The sequence below is a fragment of the Pseudomonas sp. NBRC 111138 genome, assembly GCF_001320835.1.
In the GTDB taxonomy this organism is placed as follows: domain Bacteria; phylum Pseudomonadota; class Gammaproteobacteria; order Pseudomonadales; family Pseudomonadaceae; genus Aquipseudomonas; species Aquipseudomonas paracarnis.
Map to the genome: position 1 here is coordinate 1 of NZ_BCBO01000055.1, position 24549 is coordinate 24549.

Annotated in this window: 23 protein-coding genes; 15 read left to right on the forward strand and 8 right to left on the reverse strand. The window is 61.9% G+C overall.

What is annotated here, in order from left to right:
* From APH41_RS09905 to APH41_RS09920, 4 genes are all read left to right on the forward strand, one after another.
* A partial coding sequence (locus APH41_RS09905; RefSeq protein WP_177333558.1) for a TetR family transcriptional regulator C-terminal domain-containing protein occupies positions 1-285 on the forward strand: 285 nt, incomplete at its 5' end.
* 12 nt (positions 286-297) lie between these two features.
* Complete coding sequence (locus tag APH41_RS09910; RefSeq protein ID WP_054918742.1) at positions 298-879, forward strand: YigZ family protein; 582 nt, start codon at positions 298-300, stop codon at positions 877-879.
* Between the two features lie 56 nt (positions 880-935).
* Positions 936-1622, forward strand: a complete 687-nt coding sequence (locus APH41_RS09915) for an SDR family oxidoreductase (RefSeq protein ID WP_054918743.1) — start codon at positions 936-938, stop codon at positions 1620-1622.
* 212 nt (positions 1623-1834) lie between these two features.
* Positions 1835-3193, forward strand: coding sequence for an 8-oxoguanine deaminase (locus APH41_RS09920; RefSeq protein ID WP_054918745.1), 1359 nt, complete (start codon positions 1835-1837; stop codon positions 3191-3193).
* Between the two features lie 122 nt (positions 3194-3315).
* On the opposite strand, the gene APH41_RS09925 is transcribed toward APH41_RS09920, so the two are convergent.
* Positions 3316-4407 carry a calcium:proton antiporter gene (locus APH41_RS09925; protein WP_003188263.1) on the reverse strand — a complete coding sequence of 364 codons (1092 nt, stop codon included), beginning with the start codon at positions 4405-4407 and terminating at the stop codon, positions 3316-3318.
* A gap of 193 nt (positions 4408-4600) precedes the next feature.
* Between APH41_RS09925 and APH41_RS09930 the strand changes: the two genes are divergently transcribed.
* Positions 4601-5554, forward strand: coding sequence for an adenosine deaminase (locus tag APH41_RS09930; RefSeq protein ID WP_014716772.1), 954 nt, complete (start codon positions 4601-4603; stop codon positions 5552-5554).
* Between the two features lie 126 nt (positions 5555-5680).
* Here APH41_RS09930 and APH41_RS09935 read toward each other — a convergent pair whose 3' ends face one another.
* From APH41_RS09935 to APH41_RS09945, 3 genes are all read right to left on the reverse strand, one after another.
* On the reverse strand, positions 5681-7051 hold the full coding sequence (locus tag APH41_RS09935; protein WP_054918747.1) for an MFS transporter: 1371 nt from the start codon (positions 7049-7051) through the stop codon (positions 5681-5683).
* A gap of 97 nt (positions 7052-7148) precedes the next feature.
* Positions 7149-7835, reverse strand: coding sequence for a helix-turn-helix transcriptional regulator (locus tag APH41_RS09940; protein WP_054918749.1), 687 nt, complete (start codon positions 7833-7835; stop codon positions 7149-7151).
* Between the two features lie 134 nt (positions 7836-7969).
* Positions 7970-8899 carry a LysR family transcriptional regulator gene (locus APH41_RS09945; RefSeq protein ID WP_034125904.1) on the reverse strand — a complete coding sequence of 310 codons (930 nt, stop codon included), beginning with the start codon at positions 8897-8899 and terminating at the stop codon, positions 7970-7972.
* A gap of 117 nt (positions 8900-9016) precedes the next feature.
* On the opposite strand from APH41_RS09945, the gene APH41_RS09950 reads away from it, so the two are divergent.
* From APH41_RS09950 to APH41_RS09960, 3 genes are all read left to right on the forward strand, one after another.
* The gene (locus APH41_RS09950) at positions 9017-9310 is read left to right on the forward strand and encodes a putative quinol monooxygenase (RefSeq protein WP_003188253.1); all 294 of its coding nucleotides are present in this window, start codon (positions 9017-9019) and stop codon (positions 9308-9310) included.
* Between the two features lie 135 nt (positions 9311-9445).
* The gene (locus tag APH41_RS09955; protein ID WP_054896419.1) at positions 9446-10459 is read left to right on the forward strand and encodes a zinc-binding alcohol dehydrogenase family protein; all 1014 of its coding nucleotides are present in this window, start codon (positions 9446-9448) and stop codon (positions 10457-10459) included.
* Positions 10460-10605: 146 nt separating this feature from the next.
* The gene (locus APH41_RS09960) at positions 10606-10785 is read left to right on the forward strand and encodes a hypothetical protein (protein ID WP_014716767.1); all 180 of its coding nucleotides are present in this window, start codon (positions 10606-10608) and stop codon (positions 10783-10785) included.
* 8 nt (positions 10786-10793) lie between these two features.
* On the opposite strand, the gene APH41_RS09965 is transcribed toward APH41_RS09960, so the two are convergent.
* Together APH41_RS09965 and APH41_RS09970 are read right to left on the reverse strand one after the other, a co-directional pair.
* On the reverse strand, positions 10794-11987 hold the full coding sequence (locus APH41_RS09965) for a multidrug effflux MFS transporter (protein WP_054918751.1): 1194 nt from the start codon (positions 11985-11987) through the stop codon (positions 10794-10796).
* Positions 11988-12073: 86 nt separating this feature from the next.
* A complete protein-coding gene (locus APH41_RS09970; protein WP_054896417.1) occupies positions 12074-12271 on the reverse strand; it encodes a heavy-metal-associated domain-containing protein in 198 nt (65 codons plus the stop codon).
* A 147-nt stretch (positions 12272-12418) separates the two neighbouring features.
* On the opposite strand from APH41_RS09970, the gene APH41_RS09975 reads away from it, so the two are divergent.
* The 3 genes from APH41_RS09975 (at position 12419) to cueR (ending at position 15625) form a co-directional block, all read left to right on the forward strand.
* The gene (locus APH41_RS09975) at positions 12419-12799 is read left to right on the forward strand and encodes a hypothetical protein (RefSeq protein ID WP_034125899.1); all 381 of its coding nucleotides are present in this window, start codon (positions 12419-12421) and stop codon (positions 12797-12799) included.
* Positions 12800-13025: 226 nt separating this feature from the next.
* Positions 13026-15227, forward strand: coding sequence for a cation-translocating P-type ATPase (locus APH41_RS09980; protein ID WP_054918754.1), 2202 nt, complete (start codon positions 13026-13028; stop codon positions 15225-15227).
* Positions 15224-15625, forward strand: coding sequence for a Cu(I)-responsive transcriptional regulator (gene cueR / locus APH41_RS09985; protein WP_003188242.1), 402 nt, complete (start codon positions 15224-15226; stop codon positions 15623-15625). The genes APH41_RS09980 and cueR overlap by 4 nt, the downstream gene beginning before the upstream one ends.
* A 208-nt stretch (positions 15626-15833) precedes the next feature.
* Here cueR and APH41_RS09990 read toward each other — a convergent pair whose 3' ends face one another.
* A complete protein-coding gene (locus APH41_RS09990) occupies positions 15834-16733 on the reverse strand; it encodes a PA4780 family RIO1-like protein kinase (RefSeq protein WP_014716761.1) in 900 nt (299 codons plus the stop codon).
* A 134-nt stretch (positions 16734-16867) separates the two neighbouring features.
* Complete coding sequence (locus tag APH41_RS09995; RefSeq protein ID WP_034125895.1) at positions 16868-18145, reverse strand: acetyl-CoA C-acetyltransferase; 1278 nt, start codon at positions 18143-18145, stop codon at positions 16868-16870.
* 113 nt (positions 18146-18258) lie between these two features.
* On the opposite strand from APH41_RS09995, the gene APH41_RS10000 reads away from it, so the two are divergent.
* The 4 genes from APH41_RS10000 to APH41_RS10015 all read left to right on the forward strand — a co-directional run bounded on the left by APH41_RS10000 (position 18259) and on the right by APH41_RS10015 (position 24416).
* Positions 18259-19611 carry a 3-oxoacyl-ACP reductase gene (locus tag APH41_RS10000; protein ID WP_054896414.1) on the forward strand — a complete coding sequence of 451 codons (1353 nt, stop codon included), beginning with the start codon at positions 18259-18261 and terminating at the stop codon, positions 19609-19611.
* 2 nt (positions 19612-19613) lie between these two features.
* Positions 19614-20462 carry a MaoC/PaaZ C-terminal domain-containing protein gene (locus APH41_RS10005; RefSeq protein WP_054896413.1) on the forward strand — a complete coding sequence of 283 codons (849 nt, stop codon included), beginning with the start codon at positions 19614-19616 and terminating at the stop codon, positions 20460-20462.
* A 300-nt stretch (positions 20463-20762) separates the two neighbouring features.
* A complete protein-coding gene (locus APH41_RS10010) occupies positions 20763-22547 on the forward strand; it encodes a collagen-like triple helix repeat-containing protein (RefSeq protein WP_082430433.1) in 1785 nt (594 codons plus the stop codon).
* A gap of 186 nt (positions 22548-22733) precedes the next feature.
* On the forward strand, positions 22734-24416 hold the full coding sequence (locus tag APH41_RS10015; protein WP_034125892.1) for a ShlB/FhaC/HecB family hemolysin secretion/activation protein: 1683 nt from the start codon (positions 22734-22736) through the stop codon (positions 24414-24416).
* Positions 24417-24549 lie beyond the last annotated feature (133 nt).

A 24549-nucleotide genomic window follows, 5' to 3' on the forward strand; every position in this document is an offset into this window, starting at 1 on the left:
GGTGGCGAATGCCTCACGGAATATTTCGGCCAGGACTATCGGGCCTGGTTCAGTGGCCGTGCCGCAGTGTTCCAGGCGTGGATCGACGCCGGCAAAATGGACCCCGTCGACCCCGTGCATCTGATCTTCCTGCTGTGGGGCAGCACCCAGCACTACGCTGACTTCGCCACCCAGATCTGCCGCGTCACCGGTCGCACCAAGCTGACCAAGCAGGACATGGAAGATGCCGGCACCAATCTGATCCATATCATTCTCAAAGGCTGCGGCATCAAGCCAGCCCTATAAACGAAGCGATTTATGTCTTTTACGCTCACCGGTTTTTGCGAGTTTCGTGAAGAAATACGCAAAAGCCGCTTTATCACCTTGGCGGCGCCGATTACCAGCCCGCAGGACGCCCAAGCGTTTTTCGAGCGACACAGCGACCTGAACGCCACGCACAACTGCTGGGCCTGGAAGCTGGGCGATCAATACCGCAGCAGCGATGACGGCGAACCCGGTGGCACCGCCGGGCGCCCGATCCTCGCGGCCATCGAGGCCCAGGGCTTTGATCAGGTGGCCGTATTGGTGATCCGCTGGTACGGCGGCATTCAACTGGGCACGGGTGGCTTGGCCCGTGCCTATGGCGGCGGGGCCAATAAATGCCTGCAAAATGCCGAGCGCATCGAGCTGATCAGCCGCGTACCTCTGAGCTGCGCCTGTGGCTTCTCCGAGCTGAACCTGGTGAAGCTGCGTGTCGCTGAACTCGGCGGGCTTGTGGTGGAAGAAACCTTCACCGCCAACGGCGTAGAGCTGCAACTCGCCCTGGGGGAGGCGCACATCGACACCCTGCAAACCCAGCTCGCCGACCTGAGCCGTGGGCGCATCCTGCTCGAACGCTGAAACTGCTACTGTTATGCGCTGAACTCCCTGAACCGCGATTTCAAAGGAAGCCTTTCATGTCTACGCCAAAAACCGCACTGATCATCGGCGCCTCGCGCGGGCTGGGCCTTGGCCTGGTCAAGCAACTGCTCCAGGACGGCTGGGGCGTGACCGCTACCGTGCGCGATCCGAACAAGGCAGATGCCCTGAAAGCCGCGGGGCCGGTGCAGATCGAGAAGTTGGATATGGACGACCAGCAAGCCGTGATCGCCCTGGCCCAACGCCTGAAAGACCGCACCTTCGACCTGCTGTTCGTCAACGCCGGCGTCAAGGGCCCGGCCAACCAGGAGCCCGGCCACGCGACCCTGGCGGAGGTCGGCCAGTTGTTCTTCACCAACGCCGTGGCGCCAATCAACCTGGCCCAGCGCTTTGTCGGGCAGATCCGCAAAGACACCGGCGTGCTGGCCTTCATGAGTTCGGTACTGGGCAGCGTGACCATTCCCGACGGCTCGGACCTGGCGCTGTACAAGGCCAGCAAGGCCGCCCTCAATTCAATGACCAATAGCTTTATCACGCAACTGGGCGAGCCCAAGCCGACGGTGCTGTCGCTGCATCCAGGTTGGGTGAAGACCGACATGGGCGGCGAAAATGCCCACATCGACGTCGAGACCAGCGTGCGCGGCCTGGTGGACCAGGTAAATGCCTACACCGGCAAAGGCGGCCATCACTTCGTCGACTACAAGGGCGACACCATCACCTGGTAACCACCCTCAACTGTAGGAGCGAGCTTGCTCGCGAAGAACGCCCAAGCACTGCGTTAAACCAGACTGCCCGCGTCATCATTGACGATTTTCGCGAGCAAGCTCGCTCCCACAGAGGTAAACTGCCCACCTCGCCCTCCCCGGCGACCCTGGATCAGCAGACAGGGCAACACTGAGCTGGCAAACCTGAACCCATCATTCAGAGGAGCCGGCCAATGCCTGCGACCCGTATCTGGTTAAAAAACCCCCTCGCGATTTTCACTGCCAATGGCCTCGATGCCCGTGGCGGCCTGGTGCTGCAAGACGGTGTCATCACCGAAGTGCTGGCCCAAGGGCAAGCGCCTGCACAACCCTGCGCACAGGTGTTCGATGCCCGCGAGCATGTGGTGCTGCCTGGGCTGATCAATACCCACCACCACTTCTATCAAACCCTGACCCGCGCCTGGGGCCCAGTGGTCAACCAGCCGCTGTTTCCCTGGCTGAAAACCCTGTACCCGGTATGGGCGCGGCTCACCCCGGAAAAACTCGCCCTGGCCAGCAAAGTCGCCCTGGCCGAATTGCTGCTCTCGGGCTGCACCACGGCGGCCGATCACCACTACCTGTTCCCCGATGGTTTGGAAAACGCCATTGATGTGCAGGTAGGCAGCGTGCGTGAACTGGGGATGCGCGCCATGCTCACCCGCGGTTCCATGAGCCTGGGCGAAGCCGATGGCGGCCTGCCGCCGCAGCAAACGGTGCAGCAAGGCCAGGTGATTCTCGAAGACAGCCAGCGCCTGATCCGCGAATATCACCAGCGCGGTGACGGTGCGCAGATCCAGATCGCCCTGGCGCCGTGCTCGCCGTTTTCCGTCACCCCCGAAATCATGCAAGCCAGCGCCGAGCTGGCCAACCAGCTGGACGTGCGCCTGCACACCCATTTGGCGGAAACTCTGGATGAGGAAGATTTCTGCCTGCAACGCTTCGGGCTGCGTACCGTTGATTACCTCGACAGCGTCGGCTGGCTCGGCCCGCGCACCTGGCTGGCCCACGGCATTCACTTCAACCCGGACGAAATCGAGCGCCTGGGCGCAGCCGGCACCGGCATCTGCCATTGCCCAAGCTCGAATATGCGCCTGGCCTCCGGCATCTGCCCCACCCTGGACCTGCTTGCCGCCGGCGCCCCGATCGGCTTGGGCGTGGACGGCTCGGCCTCCAACGACGCTTCGAACATGATCCTTGAAGCCCGCCAGGCCCTGTACATCCAGCGCCTGCGCTACGGCGCGGAAAAGATCACCCCCGAAGGCGTATTGGGCTGGGCCACCAAGGGCTCGGCGCAGTTGCTGGGGCGCACAGACATTGGCGAGTTGGCCGTCGGCAAGCAGGCGGACCTGGCACTGTTCAAGCTCGATGAGCTGCGCTTCTCCGGCAGCCATGACCCCATTTCCGCACTGCTGCTGTGCGGCGCGGACCGGGCGGATCGAGTGATGGTTGGCGGCAAGTGGCGGGTGATCGACGGTCAAGTCGAAGGCCTGGACCTCAAGGGCTTGATCGCCGATCACAGCCAGGCCGCGCGCCATTTGATCGCGGGCACCTAAGCCAGGCGCCAATCAAAATGTGAGAGCGGGCTTCTGTGGCGAGGGAGCTTGCTCCCGCTGGGGTGCGTAGCGCCCCCAAAAACCGGCTCCCCCATTGGATCTGCGGCGCCTTTCAAATCGGGTTACAGCCCCAACAGCGACAGCATGATAAAGGTCGCAAACAACACAAAATGCGTCATCCCTTCTATCGCATTGGTTTCACCATCGTTGAGGTTGATCGCGCTGACGATCAGCGTGATAAACACCATCACCGTTTGCACCGGCGTCATCGCCATCTGGAACGGCTGCCCGGTGTAGAGCGCCATGGCTTCCATCACCGGCACCGTCAGGATCACCGTGGACAACGAAGCCCCCAGCGCGATGTTGACCACCGATTGCATGCGGTTGGCCAACGCGGCGCGCAATGCCGTGAGGATTTCCGGAGCGGCCGAGATAGCCGCCACCACAATCGCGGTAATCACTGGTGGTGCGCCTGTGCCTTCCAGGCCCAGGTCGAGGGTCTTGGACATCACCTCGGCCAGCGCACCAATCACGATCACCCCAAACACCAGGGTCGCAATGGAAAACGTCAGGCTGACAGACGGCGCGTGCTCGTCTTCCGGCTGTTTCTTACGGCGTTTCTCCGGGTAGCTGTAGCTGAAGAAATAACTGTGCGGCCCCACCTGCATGCGCAGGAACAAGGTGTAAAGCACCACCATCGCGCCAATGGTGAAAGCCGAGTAAATTTTCCAGTCCGCTTCGGGGATAAATTCCGGTACCACCATCGACACCCCCATGGCGGTAAGAATCATCACACTGTAGGTGCGCGCTGAGTCATCGTTGTAGGACTGTTCGCCATGCTTGATGCCGCCCATCAGCGCGGCCAGGCCGAGGATACCGTTGATATCGAGCATCACCGCTGAGTAGATGGTGTCGCGCACCAGGGTGGGCGATGGCTCGTTACTCATCATGATCGCCAGGATCACCACTTCCACCAATACCGCGGCGAGGGTCAGGATCATGGTGCCGTAGGGGTCGCCGACTTTTTCCGCCAACTGTTCGGCGTGATGGGCCACGCGCATCGACGCCATCACGATAAACGCGATCAGCGCAAAGCCGGCCAGCAACGCAACCAGTTGGCCGCTGTGGAGCATCCAGTGCTCCAGCGGGTAGGCGGCGATGGCGGCAATCAGCGCCAGCAGCATGAATTTTTCTTGCTTGAGGGATGTGAGCATTCCGGGCCTTTTCGTACAGCGAATCAGTCATTGATGGGGTACAGACTGCGCCGAGCCGCTAACGTTTCGTTACACCTTAGTTCAGGCCGCCCTTGCGTGAGTGACAGAAATACTCTCCTGCTGGTCAGGTTTTGCCGATTATTTCAGCCGTGGCCTGTAGAATGCCGCCATTGCACCTGATGAGATTTTAAAAATGTACGATTGGCTCAACGCCCTGCCCAAGGCTGAATTGCACCTGCACCTGGAAGGCTCGCTGGAGCCTGAGTTGCTGTTCGCCCTGGCCGAGCGCAACAAGATTGCGCTGCCATGGAACGACGTCGAAACCCTGCGCAAAGCCTACGCCTTCAACAACCTGCAAGAGTTTCTCGACCTGTATTACAAGGGTGCCGATGTGCTGCGCACGTCCCAGGACTTCTACGACCTGACCTGGGCTTACCTGCTGCGCTGCAAGGCCCAGAACGTGATCCACACCGAACCCTTCTTCGACCCGCAAACCCACACCGACCGTGGCGTGCCGTTCGAAGTGGTGCTCAACGGCATCGCCGCTGCGCTTAAAGACGGCGAGCAGCAACTGGGCATCACCAGCGGTTTGATCCTCAGCTTCCTGCGCCACCTGAGCGAAGACGAAGCGCAGAAAACCCTCGACCAGGCGCTGCCGTTCCGTGACGCGTTCGTGGCCGTGGGCCTGGACAGCTCGGAAATGGGCCACCCACCGAGCAAGTTCCAGCGCGTGTTCGACCGTGCCCGTCACGAAGGCTTCCTGACCGTGGCCCACGCCGGTGAAGAAGGCCCGCCCGAGTACATCTGGGAAGCCATCGACCTGCTGAAAATCCAGCGCATCGACCACGGCGTGCGAGCCATTGAAGACGAGCGCTTGATGCAGCGCATCATCGACGAACAGATCCCGCTGACGGTATGCCCGCTGTCCAACACCAAGCTCTGCGTGTTCGACGACATGGCCCAGCACAACATCCTCGACATGCTCGAGCGTGGTGTAAAAGTCACCGTGAACTCGGACGACCCTGCCTACTTCGGCGGTTATGTCACCGAGAACTTCCACGCGCTGCACACCTCCCTGGGCATGACCCAGGACCAGGCCAAACGCCTGGCGCAGAACAGTCTGGATGCGCGGCTCGTGAAACCGTAACTGAATAGACTTGGACTCAACCTGTGGGAGCTGGCTTGCCTGCGATAGCGGTGTATCAGCCAGCCTCTTATTGCCTGACCTACCGCTATCGCGGGCAAGCCCGGCTCCCATATGGCCCCATCAGCTTCAAGCCTGGGTGAGTTCTTCCAGGGTCTTGCCCTTGGTCTCCATCCCGAACAGCCACACCACCAGCGCCGCCACCGCAAAGCACAGCGCGCCCAAGGCAAATACCCCGCCCTGCCCGGTTATCGGGAACACCAACCCGGTCACCAACGGCCCCAGCAACGAACCAACCCGCCCAATCGCCGACGCAAACCCCGAGCCGGTTGCACGTGCCGAGGTGGGATACAACTCCGGCGTGTAGGTGTACAGCACCGCCCACATGCCAAACAGGAAGAACTGCATCAACAACCCCGAGGTGATCAGCAGGCCCACGTTGCCGCCAAACACTGCGCTCTGCCCATACAGAAACGCCATCACCCCGCCGCCCAGCAGGGTCACCACGCACACAGGCTTGCGTCCCCAGCGCTCCACCAACCACGCGGCCATCAAAAAACCTGGGATTCCGCCCAGGGAAATGATCACCGTGTAATACACCGACTGAGTCACGGCAAAACCCGATTGCTGCAACAACGCACTCAACCACGACGTCAGCCCGTAGAACCCAAGCAGGGCGAAGAACCACACACTCCAGATCATCATCGTGCGTTGGCGGTACTGCGCCGACCACAGCTGCTGGAACGCGGAGAAAAACGTCCCCGGCGTACTCTCTACCCGTGGCAAAGCAACTGGCTCCGGCAAGTCGGCGCCGCCCAGGGAATCGCGCACCTTCTGCTCGATGCCAAGCAAGACCTTGTCCGCCGCCTCATGGCGCCCAGCCTGTTCCAGCCAACGCGGCGACTCCGGGATAAAGAAACGGATGGCCAGCACGAACACCGCCGGTACCGCCAGCACCAGGAAGATGTCGCGCCAGCCAATCACCGGCAACAAGAAGTAAGACAGTACGCCCGCAGCCACAAAGCCCAACGGCCAGAAACCATCCATCAAGGCGATATAGCGCCCGCGTCTTTTGGCGGGGATCAGCTCCGACAGCATCGACTGGGCAATGGGAAACTCCATGCCCATGCCAATGCCCAGCAGGATCCGAAACAACGTCAGCGTCTCCACCGTCTGGGCCGTGGAACACAAATAGCTCGCCAACCCCCAGAGGACGATGCTCCACTGAAACACCGGTTTGCGACCGAATCGATCAGCAAGCATCCCGGACAGCGAAGCGCCCACCACCATGCCGAAAAAACTCGAACTGGCCAGCAACCCGGCCTGGGCCGTGCTCAGGCCAAACTCGGTTTTGATCGAGCCCAACAGGAAGGTCATCATCGCCAGGTCCATGGAGTCAAAGAAAAACGCCAGGGCGATGATGATGAAAATGATTCGGTGGTAACCGCTGATGGGCAACCGTTCCAGGCGTTCCGCCGCGCTATAACCCTGCCTATCCATGCCACACCCCTCGTATGAAAAATCCCCCTTGCGAGTGTGCGGCATCGTTTGCGCCGGCTATTGCTGGATGCGACCTGACGACAGCTGAGAACGACGCCTACAGCTTGGCAATGCGAGCTATGTGCTCAAGCCCCAGGTCATTGACCGACAAGGCCCGTGACTCGTTGATCACGCTGATCCAGTTCGCCTGCAGAAACAGTTGCATCAAGCCCGCCCCCAACGCACCGCCCAGGTGGGGTTGTTGCTGGCTCCAGTCGAAACAGTCGCAGGCCAGCGGCGATGCCAATGCCTGGGTAAAAATGCCCAGCTGCGCCAATGCCTGCACGCCATTGGGCGTCACCTCTGTACGCGGCTCATGGCGCTCGATCCACCCGGCCTCAAGCATCCGTTGATACAACTGCGCCGCCAGCTCGCCGCCGAGGTGGCCATGGCACCAGCGGGCACGGCGCAGCAATGGCGGTGCGCGCAGCGCCGTTGGCAAAACATCAGGTGTGCTGCGGGCCGCGCTGGCCATAGTGGTGCTGGCCAGCGCATCAATGGCGGCACTGACATCGGCCGCCGCTACACGAAACAGGCGCTGGCCCCGCCGCGCCTCGATCCGCAACAGGCCGCTGCCGGACAGCCGCGCCAAATGTGCATTGGCTGACGCCGGCGACAGCCCGGCCAGCGTCGCCAGTTCTTCGGAAGTCTTCGCCGAACCGTCCATCAAGGCCCAGAGCATGGCCGTGCGTTTAGGCTCGGCGAGCAAGCTGGCGATCTGACTGATGCAAGGTGCTGCTCCCATGTATTCACTCCCTGTTAAACCATTTTTCTGCTGCGGTTGACGCCCAAGTATAGGTGCGCAGGCAGGAGGTTCCCCGGTGTCTGACGGTGCAAATCAGGACAAGATATGAGTGAAACTTCCGAGCGTGGCGCAGGCTATTGACGAGAAGCCATTCGTCCCGGTCGCTGGGCCGTCAATGTCGCACAACGGGACACGAGCATGTCCCGCAGCAGATTGATGGGTTTACTCAATTGCGCACGGTGGGCGCACAGCAGGTTGAGCGGGGTGCGCTCGCCCTGCAGTTCCGGCAGGATCAGACGCAAGCGCCCGGCCAGCACATCGGTGCTCACATCCAGCCAGGACTTGTAGGCGATGCCCATGCCCGCCACCGCCCAGCGGCGCACCACATCGGCGTCATCGCTGAAGCGATCGCCGCTGACCGTCAGGCCCACATGGCGCTTGCCATCGTAAAAACCCCAGTGGTCGTGGACGCGGCTGCCGAGCATGTACAGCAGGCAATTGTGCTGGGCCAATTGCTCCAGATGGCGCGGCTCGCCATGCCGGGCGAGGTAACTGGGGGCGGCGCAGAGTACGCGAATATTGTCCGGAGCAATGGGCAGCGCAATCAGGCTGGAGTCTTCGGGTTCGCCGTAACGCAGGGCAATGTCCACGGGCTGGCGGAACAGGTCGGCGATGCGATCACCGAGCAACAGGCGCACGTTCAGTTGCGGATGCTCCTGCTGGAACGCATCCAGCCACGGCAACAGCTGGTTGCGACCGAAATCCGAGGGCGCCGACAATTGCAGCACACCACTGACATGATCCTGGCCACTGGCCAATAGGCGCCGCCCTTCATCCAGCGCGCTCAGTGACGCCCGCGCGTACGCAAGGAAGCCCTCGCCTTCGGCTGTCAGGCGCAGGCTGCGGGTGGAGCGCGCCAGCAAGCGCGTACCCAGTTGCTGTTCGATACGCTTGAGCGCGGCACTGGCCACCGCCGGTGACAGGTCCATGACCCGCGCCGCAGCCGACAGGCTACCCAAGTCGGCGGCCCGCACAAACAACTGCAAATCATCAAAACGCAGCATGCATTTCCGTTCATTATCAATATTTGGTTGAAACAGCCTGCTGTTTTAGCCGCTTTTATCGGCGTGGGAAATAGCCAATCATCTGCCCATCCCGTTAGCCCGTGCCCGGAGTCGACTATGTCCACCGCTTTTAATGTCATCGCCACGCTGATCGCCAAACCCGGCCAGCACGCCACCCTGGAAACCCTGCTGCGCGGCCTGCTGGAACCGACCCGCCTGGAAGCCGGTTGCGAGCAGTACGACCTGCACCAGGACCTGCAGCACCCCGAGACCTTCTACATGCTCGAGCGCTGGAGCGACGACGCTGCACTGGCCGACCACGACCAGAGCGCGCATATCCAGAGCTTTCGCGCCAAGGCCGCCGATGTGATCGAACACTTCGAACTCAAGCGCCTGAAATTTCTCGCCTGATCCCGCCTTTTTGTAGGAGCGAGCTTGTTCGCGAAAACCCAAGGACGGCGCGCGAAACCAGAAACACCGCGTCATCGTTAACGATCTTCGCGAGCAAGCTCGCTCCTACCTTGACCGTATTCACTTGGAGTCATCATGAAAGCCATTGCCTACTACGCCTCACTGCCGATCAACGATCCAGAATCCCTGCAAGACATCGAACTACCAGCCCCCGTGGCCGGCCCCCGTGACCTGTTGGTGGAAGTCAAAGCCATCTCGGTCAACCCGGTGGACACCAAGGTGCGCCAGAACGTCGCCCCGGAAAATGGCGCCGCCAAGGTGCTGGGTTGGGACGTGGCGGGTGTGGTCAAGGCGGTCGGCAGTGACGTGACGTTGTTCAAGGCCGGCGACAAGGTGTACTACGCCGGTTCCCTGGTACGCCCAGGCGGCAACAGCGAATTGCACACAGTTGATGAGCGCATCGTCGGCCATATGCCCCAAAGCCTGGGGTTTGCCGAAGCGGCCGCATTGCCATTGACCGCTATCACTGCGTGGGAGCTGTTGTTCGAACGTTTGCAGGTCGCTGAAGGCAAAGACGATCAAGGCCAGAGTCTGCTGATCGTCGGCGCTGCCGGTGGTGTGGGGTCGATCCTGACTCAGTTGGCCAACCAGCTCACCGCGTTGAAGGTCATCGGCACCGCCTCGCGCCCCGAGACTCACGCATGGGCCAAGGCCCTGGGAGCACACGTGGTGATCGACCACAGCCAGCCGCTGAGCGAAGTGTTGAAACAGGCCGGGCACGGGCAAGTGACCCACGTCGCCAGCCTGACCCAGACCGAGCAACACTTGGACCAACTGGTCGAAGCACTGCAACCCCAAGGCAAGCTGGCGTTGATCGACGATCCCAAGGCCCTCGATGTGAGCAAGCTCAAGCGCAAGAGCCTGTCGCTGCACTGGGAGTTCATGTACACCCGTTCGATGTTCGAAACGCCAGACATGATCGAGCAGCACAACCTGCTCAATCGCGTGGCCGAACTGATCGACGCCGGCACCCTGAAAACCACGGTGGGCGAGCACTTCGGCGTGATCAATGCGGCGAACCTGCGCCGCGCCCACGCTCTACTGGAAAGCGGCAAGGCCAAGGGCAAGATCGTGCTGGAAGGGTTCTGAAAAAACGGCTGTCAGTGTCGTCTGTTATCCACGTAGGTAACGGACGACACCATTAGTCCGAGAGTTGATCCTTGTCATATTTATGCGCCCGTTCAGGTTTATATTGGCCGCCTTTGCCACGATTCTTTTACGTGAGGAAGTCAGCAATGAAAATCCTGATAAAAGCGTTAGCAAAATCCCCAGGCAGCCAATGGCAAGTTCGTCTCGACGGCGAGGCCATCACCTTTCGCAGTGAAGCCGAGGCCCGCGCCTTCGCCGATACGCTGCAGGCCCGGATCCAGGCGCCCCATCGCTTCCCTCTCAACCAGCAACGTTCCGCTGGCTAAACCGAACTTCAGACCTGCGCCTGTACGGCCCTTGCCCGTTGCAGGCGCTGGGTCGCCATGGCAATGGTCACCGCCAGCACCCCGCAGAGGCTGATGACCATGGCCATCGGCATCGCCGTGCCGTCGTGCAACACACCGACCAACGACGCCGCCCCTGCAGCCACACCGAACTGAATGCAACCGAGCAACGCCGATGCGCTGCCGGCCCGAGCCCCCTGCCCGCTCATGGCACAGGCCGAGGTATTCGGCAAAATGCAGCCCAGACTGGCGATACAGATAAACAGCGGCACCAATAACGGCCATAGTGCCTCAGTGCGCAACGCGGCAATTCCCAACAGCGTCAACGCCGCCGCCACGTACACCCACACGGTACGCGACAACAAAAACGCCGGGCCGCGCTTGGCGAGCAATCTTGCGTTCAGTTGCGCCACCAGGATAAAGCCCGCGGCGTTGGAGCCAAACAACCAGCCGTAATGCTCGGCCGGTACGCCATAGAGCTTGATAAACACGAAGGGGGAACCGGCGATGTAGGCAAACATCCCGGCAATCGAGATGCCGCCGGTCAAGGCATAGCCCAGGTACACCCGGTCTGACAGTAGCGAGCCGTAGCGGCGCAACGAGCCCGACAACGGCTGGCGCGGCTGATTGGCCGGGAAGGTTTCCGGCAACCCGACCGCCACGGCGATGGCCGCCATCACGCTGAACAACGACAACGCCAGGAAAATCGACTGCCAGCCCCACACGCCGACCATCAGGCCACCGGCCAACGGCGCCAGGATCGGGGCCAGGCCGGTCACCAGCATCAGTTGCGAATACACCTTGGCCGAACTCACGGCATCGCATTTGTCACTGACCACCGCCCGGGAAATCACCATGCCCGCACACCCGCCAAGGGCCTGCACGAAGCGTGCACCGATCAGCCATTCCAGGGACGGCGCATACGCACAAGCGAAAGACGCGAGGGTAAACAGGGTGACGCCGCTGAGCAACGGCACGCGCCGGCCAAAGCGGTCGGCCAGCGGCCCGTAGATCAATTGGCCAATAGCCAGGCCCGCGAAATACACCGCCAGGGTCAGCTGGATATGTTTTTCGTCAGTGGCGAAGGCCGAGGCCATTGCCGGAAATCCCGGCAGGTAAAAGTCGATCGCCAACGGCGCGAAGGCGCTCAAGGCGCCCAGAATCAGGATTATGCGAAGGTTCATCAGACACCCAAGTGAGTCGGCAGCTCGACAGTCTAGCCGCGCTTGGGTGCCATGAACATTACGTTAGGTGGCTAACGATCAGAAAATCACGCCAACTTGACGCTGTAGCCTTCCTCGGCAATCAGATCGATCACTTGGTCAGAGGACAGACTGCTTGCCACCCGCACTTCTTTAGCCTTCAAGTCGACCTCCACACTTGCTGCCGAATCCTTGCTCTGTACCGCCTGGGTCACCGCTTTAACGCAATGGCCACAGGTCATTCCTTCAACGCTGAATATTTGCATGACATGACTCCTTTGATGAGGTTGAGCCCAGTGTCGAGCTTGCCATGATGGCAAGGTCAAGTTCTCAGTATTTCTGCCGGGCTGGTATTCGGCGGCGGCGTCGTCCAAGCTTCAACCTCCCTAGCTGTGAACCATGGAGCATTCGCCATGCGCTGGTCGTTTTTTGCCCTTGCCGGCCTGATGAGCTTGCCTGCCGCTGCGCCCCAAGCCCTGGCAGCTGAAGATTATGCGGTGCTGATTATTTCCCGCGAACGCCTGGAAGTGCCGACCCACTGCGAGATCGGCCTGTATATCCAGGACCAACTGGCCGGGCGTCTGTTCCAGGAACAGGCCACCTCCTTCAACCTTCCCCCCGGCGATGTGTCGCTGCGCCTGAAAGTGTTGCCGAGTCAGGCCCCCGGCTGTCTGCCAGGCATGCTCGCGCCTCCCGCGCAGAACATCACCTTGAAAGCCGGTGATGTACGCAAATTACGCATTGCACTGGGCCCGGACGGTATGTACCTCAAAGCGGCGAAACTGGAATACTGAGTAACCCCACGATCGTTCCCACGCTCTGCGTGAGAACGCCTCATCGGACGCGCTGCGTCCCGGGTACAAGGCACTACTTCAACGCCAGGGTGACGCGGAGCGTCACGGGCTGTATTCCCACGCAGAGCGTGGGAACGATCGGCGCAGAGCGTGGGAACGATCGGGCTTGACCTTCCCCACAGGTTAAGGTTGATCCTAGTGGCAACTTCTTCTGGAGGACTGCCCCATGAATGGATCCACCACCTTTGACCTGCCCATCGGCGGCATGACCTGTGCCAGCTGTGCCGGGCGGGTCGAACGCGCGCTGGGCAAAGTGCCTGGCGTGCAACGTGTCAGCGTCAACCTGGCCAATGAGCGCGCGCACATCGAAGTACAGGGCCAGATGGACCCCAGCGTGTTGATCGCCGCCGTCGACAAAGCCGGCTACACCGCCAGCCTGCCCCAAAGCGAAACCGCTACCGACGCCGATCAGGCCCGGCGCCTGCGCCGCGAGCGCTGGTCGCTGGTGGCGGGCATTCTGCTGGCGCTGCCCTTGGTGCTGCCGATGCTGGTAGAACCCTTCGGCCTGCACTGGATGCTCCCCGCCTGGATACAGTTTGCCCTGGCCACGCCGGTGCAATTCATCCTGGGTGCGCGCTTCTATGTCGCCGCGTGGAAAGCCGTGCGCGCCGGCGCCGGCAATATGGACCTGCTGGTGGCGATCGGTACCAGTGCCGGCTACGGCTTGAGTATCTATGAATGGCTCACCGCCGCCCCAGGCGTGACGCCGCACTTGTACTTCGAAGCCTCGGCGGTGGTGATCGCCCTGGTGCTGCTGGGCAAATACCTGGAAAGCCGCGCCAAGCGCCAGACCGCCAGCGCCATCCGCGCCCTTGAAGCCTTGCGTCCGGAACGTGCGATTCGCGTGCAGGACGGCCGTGAAGAAGACGTCGCCATCAGTGCGTTGAAGCACGGCGACCTGGTGCTGGTCAAACCCGGCGAACGCTTCCCGGTGGACGGTGAGGTGGTGGAAGGCCAGAGCCATGCCGATGAAGCCCTGATCAGCGGCGAAAGCCTGCCGGTGCCCAAACAACCCGGCGACGCGGTCACCGGTGGCGCCATCAACGGTGAAGGCCGCCTGCTGGTGCGCACCCTGGCCCTGGGCGCGGAAAGCGTGCTGGCGCGCATCATCCGCCTGGTCGAAGACGCCCAGGCCGCCAAGGCACCGATTCAGAAACTGGTGGATAAAGTCAGCCAGGTGTTCGTGCCGGCCGTGCTGGTATTGGCGCTGATTACCGTAGTGGGCTGGTGGCTGTATGGCGCATCCCTGGAAACCGCCATCATCAATGCGGTGGCCGTATTGGTGATCGCCTGCCCTTGTGCCCTGGGCCTGGCCACACCGACCGCGATCATGGCCGGCACTGGCGTCGCCGCACGCCATGGCATTTTGATCAAGGACGCCGAAGCCCTGGAGCGCGCCCATGCCGTGAGCGCCGTAGTGTTCGACAAGACCGGCACCCTCACCTCCGGCGCGCCCAACATTGCGCATTTGGCGGCCGTGGATGGCGATGAAGCCCTGTTATTGCAACAGGCCGGCGCCCTGCAGCGCGGCAGTGAGCACCCACTGGCCAAGGCCGTGCTGGATGCTTGTCGCGACAGAGGCTTGGACGTGGCCGATGTGAGCGCCAGCCAATCCCTGACCGGGCGCGGCATTGCCGGTACGCTCGACGGTCGGCCATTGGCGCTGGGTAATCGCCGCTTGCTGGAAGAGACCGGCCTGGACGCAGGCGATTTAGGCCCGCGAGCCAAGGAATGGGAAGCCGAAGGCCGCACCTTGTCCTGGCTGATCGAACAAGGCGCGCAACCCCGTGTGCTGGGGCTGTTTGCCTTTGGCGACACGCTCAAGCCCGGCGCGTTGCAAGCCGTGCAACAACTCAAGGCGCAGCACATCAGCAGCCACCTGATCACCGGCGATAACCACGGCAGTGCACGGGTGGTGGCCGAGGCCTTGGGCATCGACGATGTGCATGCCGAAGTACTGCCCGCCTATAAAGCCGCTGCCGTGGCCGAGCTGAAAAAAACCGGCGTGGTGGCCATGGTCGGCGACGGTATCAACGATGCACCAGCCCTGGCCGCTGCCGATATCGGCATCGCCATGGGCGGCGGCACCGACGTGGCCATGCACGCCGCCGGTATCACCTTGATGCGTGGCGACCCGCTCCTGGTGCCGGCCGCCCTGGAGATCAGCCGCAAGACCTACGCGAAAATTCGACAGAATCTGTTCTGGGCCTTTGTGTATAACTTGATCGGCATTCCCCTGGCCGCCTTCGGCCTGCTCAACCCGGTACTGGCTGGCGCCGCCATGGCCTTGTCCAGCGTCAGCGTGGTGAGTAATGCCCTGTTGTTGAAAACCTGGAAACCCAAGGAATTGGAGGATCAACGCCCATGAACATCGGCCAAGCCGCCCGCACCAGCGGGCTAAGCGCGAAGATGATTCGCTACTACGAATCCATTGGCCTGCTGAAAACCGCCCACCGCACCGACAGCGGCTACCGGGTGTACGGCCACGACGACCTGCACACCCTGACGTTCATCAAGCGCTCGCGAGACCTGGGGTTTTCACTGGAAGAAGTCGGCAAGTTGCTGACCCTGTGGGAGGACCGGCAGCGGGCCAGCGCCGACGTAAAAGCCCTGGCGCGCCAGCACATCGACGAGCTGAACCACAAGATTCGCGAGCTGGGGCAACTGCGCGATACCTTGCAGGACCTGATGGAGCACTGCCAGGGCGATCACCGGCCCGATTGCCCGATCCTCAAGGAGTTGGCAGCGGGCAACTGCTGCGCCTGACAGACAGCACAATGATCGTTCCCACGCTCCGCGTGGGAATGCCGCTTTCGACGCTCCGCGTCACGCTTTAGGACGCAGAAGCACAATGATCGTTCCCACGCTCCGCGTGGGAATGCCGCTTTCGACGCTCCGCGTCACGCTTTAGGACGCAGAGCGTCCAGGGATGCATTCCCACGCAGAGCGTGGGAACGATCAGCGTCGCTGTAAGTTACTGCATCCAAGGCGGCGGCGGTGGCTCGTCCGGCACTTTGCTTGGTGGCGCATCATCCGCCGCGCGAATCGCCTGGCGACGCTCTTCATCCAGCCGCGCCGCTTCGATTTCGCGGATCACACCGCCCACATCCGCCAGTTCTTCCGGTTCGTCGAACTCACCGGTCAATACACTGGCCGGGTGCAAGGTGCCGGCTTCATACAGCGCCCACATTTCCTTGGCGTACTTGGTTTTCTTCAACTCCGGGGCAAAACGCCCGAAGTAGGAAGCCATGTTGCCAACGTCGCGCTCCAGCATGCTGAACGCGTGGTTGTTACCCGCCGCATCCACCGCCTGGGGCAGGTCGATGATCACCGGGCCCGTAGGCGTGAGCAGTACGTTGAACTCGGAAAGGTCACCGTGCACCAGGCCGGTGCACAGCATCAGCACGATCTGGGAGATCAGGAAAGCGTGGTATTCGCGCGCCTGGTCCGGCTCCAGCACTACGTCATTCAGACGCGGCGCCGCATCGCCGTATTCGTCGGCCACCAGTTCCATCAACAGTACGCCTTCGAGAAAGTCGAACGGCTGGGGCACACGAACGCCCGCACCGGCCAGGCGAAACAGCGCCGCCACTTCCGCGTTCTGCCAGGCATCTTCGGTTTCTTTCTTGCCGAACTTGGAGCCCTTGGCCATGGCTCGTGCCTGGCGGCTGTTACGGACCTTACGGCCTTCCTGGTATTCGGATGCCTGACGAAAACTTCGTTTATTCGCCTCCTTGTAAACCTTGGCGCAACGCAATTCATTGCCGCAGCGCACCACATAAACAGCTGCTTCTTTACCACTCATCAGAGGGCGCAGCACTTCGTCGACCAGACCGTCTTCGATCAGGGGTTCAATGCGTTTAGGAGTCTTCATCAGCTTTTATTGTGGGTCCTGTATTACCAAACACGCGTGTGGAACTCGTTATACGGCAATCGGCTCGCCGGGGGGAGAGGCTACTGACCTCTGACCCCTTGAGAATGCATTCAATGGGCCAATTTTGTCGGCAATCAGCGTTCGATAATCGCCGTCACGCCTTGGCCACCGGCTGCACAGATGGAAATCAACCCACGGCCCTTGCCCGCTGCATCCAATAATTTAGCCAAGCTGGCGACGATACGCCCACCGGTGGCGGCAAACGGATGGCCCGCCGCCAGGGAACTGCCCTTGACGTTGAGGCGGCTGCGGTCGATCGACCCCAGCGGCGCGTCCAGGCCCAGGCGGGTCTTGCAATAGTCGGCGTCTTCCCAGGCCTTGAGCGTGCACAGCACTTGGGCGGCGAAAGCTTCGTGGATCTCGTAATAATCAAAGTCCTGCAACGTCAGGCCGTTGCGCGCCAGCAAACGCGGTACCGCATACACCGGCGCCATCAGCAGGCCCTCGGCGCCTTGGACGAAATCCACCGCCGCCGCTTCGCCATCGCGCAAGTAAGCCAGGATCGGCAAGCCGCGCTCCTTGGCCCATGCCTCACTGCCCAGCAATACCAGGGAGGCACCATCGGTCAGCGGTGTGGAGTTACCGGCGGTGAGCGTGCCCTTTTCGCTGCGCTCGAAGGCCGGCTTGAGGCTGGCGAGTTTTTCCAGGGTCAGGTCGGGGCGCAGGTTGTTGTCGCGGGTGAGGCCGAGAAAGGGCGTGAGCAAATCGTTGTGCCAGCCTTCGGCGTAGGCCGCCGCCATCTTCTGGTGGCTCTCCAGCGCAAGCTGGTCCTGCTCGGCACGAGGGATCTGCCAAGTCTGGGCCATCAGTTCGCAGTGCTGGCCCATGGACAGACCGGTACGCGGTTCGCCGTTGCGCGGCAGTTCCGGCTTGAGGTGATGAGGACGAAGTTGTAACAGGAGTTTTAATTTATCTGCCAGGGATTTGCTGCGGTTGGCTTGCAGCAGGATCTTGCGCAGCCCTTCATTCACACCAATCGGTGCATCCGAGGTGGTGTCCACCCCGCCGGCAATGCCGCATTCGATCTGGCCCAGGGCAATTTTATTGGCCACCAGCAGCGCCGCCTCAAGCCCCGTGCCGCAAGCTTGCTGAATGTCGTACGCAGGGGTTTGCGGTGACAGGCGCGAACCGAGCACGCATTCACGCGTCAGGTTGAAATCACGGGAATGCTTGAGCACCGCGCCGGCGGCCACTTCGCCCATGCGCAGGCCGTGCAGGTTGTAGCGCTCGATCAAGCCCTCCAGCGCGGCAGTCAGCATCGCCTGGTTGCTCGCCGTGGCGTAGGGGCCATTGGATCGGGCGAAAGGAATGCGATTACCGCCAATGATCGCTACACGGCGCAATTGAGTCATGGAAAGCTCCCTTGTGGTGGTGGGTGGAATCATCAAGCCTAGCCTAGGCTCAATCGAACGACTGCCACCCCAGGGTGGTCAACCTTTGAACCCCAGCCTTCGGAGAGCGTTCCATGTCTGACCGTTATATCGACTTCGCCAACTCAAGCCTCGGCCATCGCCTGGTCGCCGCCATTGGCCTGCCGTCACCGGTACGCCTGGAACGCTGGCAAGCCGGGCGCCTGCGCCCGGTCGAAGGTGCGCTGCTGCTGGGCGGTGGCGCATTGGCTACCCAGGTGCTGGCATTTGCCAACCGACTCACCGACGCCGTCTACAGCTACGGCGCCGAAGCCTCGACAGCACCCGCGTGGATTCCAGGACACGGCCCCAAGCTCAAGGCGGTGGTGTTCGATGCCAGCGGTTTGCAGCACACCGACCAGCTCAAGCAGCTGCGCGAATTCTTCCAACCACTGCTTAAAAACCTCGACCACAGTGCCCACTTGGTGATCCTTGGCCGGGCGCCGGAAAGCCTCAGCGATCCGTTCGCCGCCAGCGCCCAGCGCGCCCTGGAAGGGTTCAGCCGCTCTTTGGCCAAGGAGTTGCGCAGCGGTGGCGTGCTGCAGTTGCTGTACGTGGGCGACGGTGCCGAAGGCCAGTTGGAGGGCGCGCTGCGGTTTTTTCTCTCGCCCAAAAGCGCTTATATATCGGGCCAGGTGATTCGCCTGTCAGCTTGCGACACACCGGTGCAAGACTGGACGCGCCCCTTGGCCGGGCGCAAGGCGTTGGTTACCGGCGCCGCTCGAGGCATCGGTGCCTCCATCGCCGAAACCCTGGCCCGCGACGGCGCCGAGGTCATTCTGCTCGATGTGCCCCAGGCCAAGGCCGACCTTGAAGCCCTGGCCGCACGCCTGAATGCACGCACGGTGGCCCTGGATATCTGCGCCGAAGATGCCGCACGCCAACTGATCGAGCACCTGCCAGACGGGCTCGACATCCTGGTGCACAACGCCGGCATCACCCGCGACAAAACCCTGGCCAACATGACCCCGGAATACTGGGACGCAGTGCTGGCGGTCAACCTCAAGGCTGCGCAAGTGCTGACCAAGGCCCTGCTCGACAGCGGCACCCTGCAGGACAATGCACGGGTGGTGTTGCTGGCTTCCATCAGTGGCATCGCCGGCAATCGTGGGCAAACCAACTATGCCGCAAGCAAGGCCGGGTTGATCGGCCTGGCTCAAGCCTGGGCGCCGCTGTTGAAGGAGCGTGGGATCAGCATCAACGCCGTCGCGCCAGGGTTTATCGAAACCCAGATGACCGCGCATATTCCCTTCGCCCTGCGCGAGGCCGGGCGCCGCATGAGTTCCCTGGGCCAAGGTGGCTTGCCCCAGGACGTGGCCGAAGCCGTCGCCTGGCTGAGCCAGCCGGGTTCCGGTGCGGTCAGCGGCCAAGCGCTGCGGGTGTGTGGGCAAAGTCTTCTGGGAGCGTAAGCATGCAATGGCAAACGTTGGACAGCACCCCGCCCCTACTGCCGCTGTATTGGCGTGCGGCGCTCAAGCGCAAGATCACCGGCAGCTCACTGCCCGAATGTGGGTTGCGCTGCCGGATGAGTATCAACCCCAGCGCCGTTGCCGCGTACCGCAAGGTGTGCGGTTTTGCTGACAGCCCGATGCTGCCGGCGACTTATCCGCATATCCTCGCGTTCGGCCTGCAACTGCAACTGCTGACGGACAAGAGCTTTCCGTTTCCGTTGCTGGGGTTGATCCACCTGCGCAATCGCATCCGTATTCATCGCCCGTTGGGTGGCGTGGGTGACGTGAGTGTCGGTGTCTACGCACGTAATCTCAGCCCCCATCCCAAGGGGGCCACCTTTGACATCGTGACGGTTGTCGAGGATGCCCTTGGGCTCTTGTGGGAGGGCGAAAGCCAAATGCTATGTCGGGGCGTAAAGGTTGAAGGCGAAGCTGCGGACAGCGGATCGCAGACTCCAGGAACGCTTACCGAACTGACGCGCTGGAAAGCCCCCCCTGATATTGGCCGACGCTACGCCCGAGTGTCTGGCGACTACAACCCCATCCACCTCAGTACCCCGACCGCGAAGTTGTTCGGTTTTCCCCAGGCCATCGCCCACGGGTTATGGAACAAGGCGCGCACTCTCGCGGCGCTGGCAGAACACTTACCGGCCGCCAATATTGAAATCGACGTCGCGTTCATGAAGCCGGTGCGCCTGCCCAGTGAAGTGATATTGATGAGCAGCGCGGCCGGTTCCAGCGGGACGTTGGAACTCAAAGGCGCTGGGGATATACAACATATGTTGGGGCAGTGGCAGCCGACTGCCTGAAAACCCTGATTAATTGTATATATACACCCTAAGTTATAGCGGAACTTACGAGGTCCGTCTTTATTTACAACACTTTGATTTTACTAATATAAAAATCCTGAAACACCCTTCCATTACACCTTTGGTATTAGTCATTAAGCCGACGATGGCCGGATGTATATAAATCGTTAATACCAAGTTGAGCGTTGCGTGAAAGAGTGCCCTCGCCTGAGATAGCCACACGGACAAACCTATCGTTATCCGAAGAAGTAACGAAGGTTTGAAACAACCAAGGTTGTACCAGGTGCAAGGAACTCAATCATGAAAACTCAAGTCGTGTTTTGGAAAGCAAGTACCGCGCTGGCCCTGATTCTGGCAATGAGCCTGGGCGGCTGCAGCAGCGGTGGTGGCGGGCATAAATCCAGCGTGGCGGCGTCATCGCCGGATGCAGGTGCAGGTGCCGGAGGCGGTACTGGTGGCGGTGATGGCGGTACAGGCGGTGGTACCGGTGGTGGCACAGGCGGCGGTGACGGCGGCGGCACTGGCGGCGGTGACGGCGGCGGCACCGGCGGCGGCACTGGCGGCGGCACCGGCGGCGGTACTGGCGGTGGAACCGGTGGTGGCACAGGCGGCGGTGACGGCGGTACTGGTGGCGGAACCGGCGGTGGCACGGGCGGTGGCACGGGCGGTGGTGACGGCGGAACTGGCGGTGGTACTGGCGGCGGCACCGGCGGCGGCACCGGCGGCGGCACCGGCGGCGGCACTGGCGGCGGAACAGGTGGCGGAACAGGTTCGACAACCACCCCACTGGTCACCGGCCAGATTGCCGGCACCCTTGGCACCACTGTGGGCAATGTCGGTACAGCGGTCGGTAACCTGGGTTCGACGTTGAATGGCGTACCCATCGTCGGCGCAACCGCTGGCGGCCTGGTCACCTCGGCAGGCACCGCCGTTAACAGCATCGGCACTGGCGTAACCGCCGGCTTGGGCTCACTGGGCACCAACACCAACTCCTTGGGCACCACGGTGGCAGGCGTAGGTAACGGCGTGGCCGACCTGGGCGGCGGCCTCTCGACCACCGGCCAAACACTGTCAACCACTCTCGGCGGAATACCTGTGGTCGGCGGCGCGACAGGCGGAGTGGGCACTGCGGTAGGTGGCGTCGTGGATAAAGTCGGCACCACCGTCACCATGCTTGGCGATACCCTCAGTACGGCCAGCACCACCGGCCCGCTGGGTTCGTTGACCAACACCTTGGGCAGCAAAGTCGTGGTGCCTGTGGTGTCGCTGGTGGAAAACACCACCGGCAACCTGGGTAACGCAACCGGCCTGGGCACTCCACTCAATGGCGTACTGGATAAGGTCGGCTCGACCGTCACCAGCTTGGGTACTCAAGTCGCCAGCACGGGCGGCACGGGCAACCCGGTCACCGGCGTTGTCGGCACCGTACTCACTGGCGTCGGTGGCACACTGGATAAATCAGGTGGTTATGTCGCCCCAACCGGTGGCACCTCGGCTCCCGGCATTCCGGAACTGGTGGGTGGCCTGGTGGCTAACGTGGGTACCGGCCTGAACGTGGGCAATACCAACGGCACAGTCAGTGCAACGGGTGTGACCGGTGGTGCAGTCGGCGGCACCGTTGCGTCGCTGGGCACTGCGCTGGGTGGCACAGGTGTAGCAAACACCGCAGCTACCGCACCGGTCGCCACCGTAGCGGCCAATGTCGGCGCAGCGCTCAACCCTGTGACCAGCGGCGTCACCAACCTGACCCAAACCATCGGCACCACTACCGGTGTGGGTGCTCCGGTCAATGGTCTGGTGACTCAAGTCGGCGGCGCTGTGAGCAGCGTGGGCACTAACTTGACGGCAGCCAATGCCAACCCGATCACCAACGCGGTAGGCACCACCGTCACAGCGGTCGGCGGCACCGTCGCCTCGGTGGGTGGCCTGGTAACCGGCGGCGGGACTGGCGGCACCAGCGGTGGTTTGCTCGGCGGCCTGAATATCGGCACCACCGCCACAGCAACCGGCACTGCCACCACCACGGGCGGCACTACGGCCACAGGCGGTCTGGGCGGTTTGTTGAATGGCCTGACCGGCAAATAGAAATGCACCTGGCCGATTAGACGGCCTCCCCTACAGCGCCTACGCTTGGTTGAGACGAGAGACCTTTAATAAGTCTCTCGTCTTTTTTATGGGCAGCGACACCTGTGAACAGTCGCCGCCCTCCCGAACCGCGTCCCAGAACCCGGCGGGCCCGAAGCGCTGCTGCAGTTGACCATGGAGTGTCCTATGCGCGTGTTGACCCCGTTGTTATTGCTCACCCTCAGTGCTTACGCCCAGGCCGAGACCCTTCCCAGCTTTCTCAACAGCAACGACACTGTCCGCACCCTGCCGGTACCCAACCTGCCCGCGGACGCCTACCGACCACCCACGTCGAAAACCCAAGTACCCGAGGCGCCGCCGACTGCAGGCCAGCCGCTGTTGATGGACACCAAGGTCACTATTCGAAAGTTGCAGATCGAAGGCGGAACGGTCTACCCGCTCGCCGAGACGGCGCAGGTATATGCGCCGTTGATTGGACGTGAAACCAACCTTGCGCAACTGATTGAAGCGACCCGTGGCATCACCCGCCGTTATCAGGAGGATGGCTACCTGCTGTCCTACGCCTTCCTGCCGCAACAGAACTTCGAAAATGGCCTGGTCCGCGTGGTACTGGTGGAAGGCTACATCAAGGACTATCAACAAACCGGCGACATTGGTTCGGTGTCGGCCTACGTCGATAAACTCGCGCAAAAGCTCCTGGCCGAACGCCCACTGACTCGCAAGACCTTCGAGCGCTATACCACGCTGATGAGCCGCATCCCCGGCCTCAGCGTACAAGCGCAAGTACCGCCGCCAGGCACCACCGATGGCGCCACGCACATGCAGATCCAGGCCAGCCGCAAACCTTTCACCACCAGCATGAGCCTGGTGCAGAAAAGCCGTGGCGGCACGCAAGCGTTGCTGAGCGCCACCAGCAATTCCCAGACGTCCATGGGCGAGCAGCTCAGCGTCAGCGGCCTGTTCCCACCCGGCGAGGACAAAGAGCATTACTACCGCGTGGACTACAACCAATTCATCAATGCCGAAGGCACCCAACTGGCGCTCGCCGCCGAGCGCTATCGCGCCGACCCCAGCAGCAGCGTGCAACTGGACGGCGGTTTCGAACTCAAGCCGCACCAGTCCATCGACCGCTACTCCATCGGCCTGAGCCACCCGTTCATTGCCTCCCCGACCGAGTCCTTCACCCTGGGCACACGCCTGTACGCGGTCGACCAGACCACGCGCTATAAACTGGTGGGTTACCCGTTGCGTTTCGACATCGAATCCAACCTGCGCGCCCTGGCCTTCGAAGGAGATTGGCGCAAAGCCGACGCGCGACGCCTACGCATCATCAGCGGTGGCCTGTACCAGGGCATCGATGGCCTGGGCGCCAAGGCCCGCAGTGACCTGGACGTGGCTAAACCCGACCTCGACTTCTTCCGCCTGCGCCTCTCCGGCGTGCAAAGCGACAAGTTCTTCGACAACTGGCAAGGCGTACTTTCCGGCGCGCTGTACTGGAGCAACAACACCCTGCCCGACAGCGAACGCGCCACCTTCGGGGGGCAAAATTTCGGCCGCGGCTACCCGGACGACCAAGGCTCGGGCGACAAGGGCTGGGGGGTGGCGTACGAGGTCAACTACAGCTTCAACCGCGCCGGCAACTGGGTGAAAATCCTGCAACCCTACGTAGTGGTCGATCGCGCCAAATCCTGGTTCAACGACCTGCCGGTCAAGGCCAACGACATGTCGTCGGCGGCGGTAGGTTTACGCTTTGGCGACAACAAGTACTACAACATCGCGCTGGAAGCGGCCAAGCCAATGTCGGATATCGCCCTGGACAGCTTCAATCGCAGGCCTCGGTATACGCTGAGCTTCAGTTATCAACTGTGACGAGGGCACCTGTAATCAATGTGGGAGCTGGCTTGCCTGCGATGGCGCTCTTCGGGTCGACCATTTAATTGGGTTGGAATGAGTACATATCTCGGTCTGCCATACCGCCTTCGCGAGCAAGCCCGCTCCCACA

Coding starts and splice junctions, on each gene's coding strand:
- APH41_RS09970 (WP_054896417.1), bottom strand. CDS start 12,271: ATGCAAATATTCAGCGTTGAAGGAATGACCTGTGGCCATTGCGTTAAA.
- APH41_RS09980 (WP_054918754.1), top strand. CDS start 13,026: ATGAATGGATCCACCACCTTTGACCTGCCCATCGGCGGCATGACCTGT.
- APH41_RS09940 (WP_054918749.1), bottom strand. CDS start 7,835: ATGGGAGCAGCACCTTGCATCAGTCAGATCGCCAGCTTGCTCGCCGAG.
- APH41_RS10015 (WP_034125892.1), top strand. CDS start 22,734: ATGCGCGTGTTGACCCCGTTGTTATTGCTCACCCTCAGTGCTTACGCC.
- APH41_RS09945 (WP_034125904.1), bottom strand. CDS start 8,899: ATGCTGCGTTTTGATGATTTGCAGTTGTTTGTGCGGGCCGCCGACTTG.
- APH41_RS09935 (WP_054918747.1), bottom strand. CDS start 7,051: ATGGATAGGCAGGGTTATAGCGCGGCGGAACGCCTGGAACGGTTGCCC.
- APH41_RS09920 (WP_054918745.1), top strand. CDS start 1,835: ATGCCTGCGACCCGTATCTGGTTAAAAAACCCCCTCGCGATTTTCACT.
- APH41_RS09995 (WP_034125895.1), bottom strand. CDS start 18,145: ATGACTCAATTGCGCCGTGTAGCGATCATTGGCGGTAATCGCATTCCT.
- APH41_RS10005 (WP_054896413.1), top strand. CDS start 19,614: ATGCAATGGCAAACGTTGGACAGCACCCCGCCCCTACTGCCGCTGTAT.
- APH41_RS09960 (WP_014716767.1), top strand. CDS start 10,606: ATGAAAATCCTGATAAAAGCGTTAGCAAAATCCCCAGGCAGCCAATGG.
- APH41_RS09975 (WP_034125899.1), top strand. CDS start 12,419: ATGCGCTGGTCGTTTTTTGCCCTTGCCGGCCTGATGAGCTTGCCTGCC.
- cueR (WP_003188242.1), top strand. CDS start 15,224: ATGAACATCGGCCAAGCCGCCCGCACCAGCGGGCTAAGCGCGAAGATG.
- APH41_RS09930 (WP_014716772.1), top strand. CDS start 4,601: ATGTACGATTGGCTCAACGCCCTGCCCAAGGCTGAATTGCACCTGCAC.
- APH41_RS09965 (WP_054918751.1), bottom strand. CDS start 11,987: ATGAACCTTCGCATAATCCTGATTCTGGGCGCCTTGAGCGCCTTCGCG.
- APH41_RS10000 (WP_054896414.1), top strand. CDS start 18,259: ATGTCTGACCGTTATATCGACTTCGCCAACTCAAGCCTCGGCCATCGC.
- APH41_RS09915 (WP_054918743.1), top strand. CDS start 936: ATGTCTACGCCAAAAACCGCACTGATCATCGGCGCCTCGCGCGGGCTG.
- APH41_RS09990 (WP_014716761.1), bottom strand. CDS start 16,733: ATGAAGACTCCTAAACGCATTGAACCCCTGATCGAAGACGGTCTGGTC.
- APH41_RS09910 (WP_054918742.1), top strand. CDS start 298: ATGTCTTTTACGCTCACCGGTTTTTGCGAGTTTCGTGAAGAAATACGC.
- APH41_RS09925 (WP_003188263.1), bottom strand. CDS start 4,407: ATGCTCACATCCCTCAAGCAAGAAAAATTCATGCTGCTGGCGCTGATT.
- APH41_RS09950 (WP_003188253.1), top strand. CDS start 9,017: ATGTCCACCGCTTTTAATGTCATCGCCACGCTGATCGCCAAACCCGGC.
- APH41_RS09955 (WP_054896419.1), top strand. CDS start 9,446: ATGAAAGCCATTGCCTACTACGCCTCACTGCCGATCAACGATCCAGAA.
- APH41_RS10010 (WP_082430433.1), top strand. CDS start 20,763: ATGAAAACTCAAGTCGTGTTTTGGAAAGCAAGTACCGCGCTGGCCCTG.